The organism is Succinivibrio sp. (assembly GCF_045124615.1).
Taxonomy (GTDB): Bacteria; Pseudomonadota; Gammaproteobacteria; order Enterobacterales; family Succinivibrionaceae; genus Succinivibrio; species Succinivibrio faecicola.
On record NZ_JBGVMC010000258.1, the window covers coordinates 1 to 1,309 of the forward strand.

General features: G+C 34.2%; 2 protein-coding genes and 1 pseudogene. All 3 read left to right on the forward strand.

Annotated features, from left to right (window positions below; translation table 11 throughout):
- A pseudogene (gene pstB, locus ACJML3_RS06750) lies at positions 1-138 on the forward strand (phosphate ABC transporter ATP-binding protein); the annotation flags it as partial.
- 12 nt (positions 139-150) lie between these two features.
- Positions 151-795: a phosphate signaling complex protein PhoU gene (gene phoU / locus ACJML3_RS06755; RefSeq protein ID WP_406021769.1), complete on the forward strand. Its 645-nt coding sequence runs from the start codon at positions 151-153 to the stop codon at positions 793-795.
- A 10-nt stretch (positions 796-805) separates the two neighbouring features.
- Positions 806-1,309, forward strand: a 504-nt coding sequence (locus tag ACJML3_RS06760) for a response regulator (protein ID WP_406021771.1), incomplete at its 3' end; no start/stop codon positions are given.

Genomic DNA, 1,309 nt, shown 5'->3' on the forward strand with positions numbered 1-1,309 from the left:
CAGCAGGCATTGAGAATCTCAGATAAAACAGCATTTTTCTTGCTAGGTGATCTTGTTGAAATGGATTCAACAGACAATATCTTTACAAAGCCTAAGGATAAGCGTTGTGAAGATTATGTAACTGGTAGATTTGGATAAAGGAAAAATAAAATGAGATTTGTACTTGATGAACTTCTTCAGAAGATAAGTGAGCTACTTATACTTATGGCTTCAAGCTGCGAGCAGAATCTAAATAACGCTTTTGAAGCTTTCAGAACTCATGATAAGGAAAAGGCGCTGGCAATTTACAAGAATGATTATGATCTTTCATCTAAAGCAAGAGAGATTGAATCTTTGTGTATTAAAACAATTTTAAGACAGCAACCTGTTGCTAAGGACATGCTTATTATTTCAGCTACACTTAAACTTGTAAGAGATGTTGAAAGAATTGGAACCCAGGCAATTTCAATAGCAGAGCTTATATCTAGCTTTAATTTCAGTTACAGAGGAGATGAAATTCTTCTGATTGAAAAAATGAGCGAAGAAGCTATTGAAATGGTAAAAAACAGCGTTGACTCTTTCATAACAAAAAATGAGGATCAAGCAAGAGCTGTAATAAAGCATGATACAGTTGTTGATAAGTATTTCCATCTGATAAAACTTGCTCTGATCAGAGAAATTCGAAAATCTGAAGATACAGATGGTTCTCTTCCTTTAGATGTTTTAATGATCGCAAAGTACTTAGAGAGAATTGGTGATCATAGTTGCAATGTGGCAAAATGTACCTTATATATGATTTCAGGTGAGCTTTCATAGGGAGAGGGATATGATTTACTGTCTGGAAGATGATGCTGATATCAGAGAGTTAGAGCTTTATACCTTAACCTCAATGAATTTTGCAGCTAAGGGATTTGAAAATGCCAAAAGTTTCTTTGATGCATTAAAAGATGAGATCCCAGATCTTATAGTTTTAGATGTCATGCTTCCTGATTTAAGTGGCGTTGATGTATTAAAAAGAATACGTCAGTCATCAAAAACAGCTTCCGTTCCTATCATTATGGCAACAGCTAGGGGAGCTGAATATGAAAAAATCAAAGCTCTTGATTTAGGTGCAGATGATTATCTGACAAAGCCATTTTCAATGATGGAGCTTGTTGCAAGAATAAAAGCCATTTTAAGACGAAGCAAAAATGACAGCGATATATCTTTAGATGTAACTTTTGAGAATATTGTTATAAATGAACAGAAACATACAGTTTTTGCTGGAGATAAGAAACTTGATCTTTCCTTGAAGGAATTTGAGCTTTTACTTCTTCTGATAAAGCATCCT

What these genes read in the sequence shown, in the direction of transcription:
- phoU (WP_406021769.1), top strand. Translation starts at nt 151, where the DNA reads ATGAGATTTGTACTTGATGAACTTCTTCAGAAGATAAGTGAGCTACTT.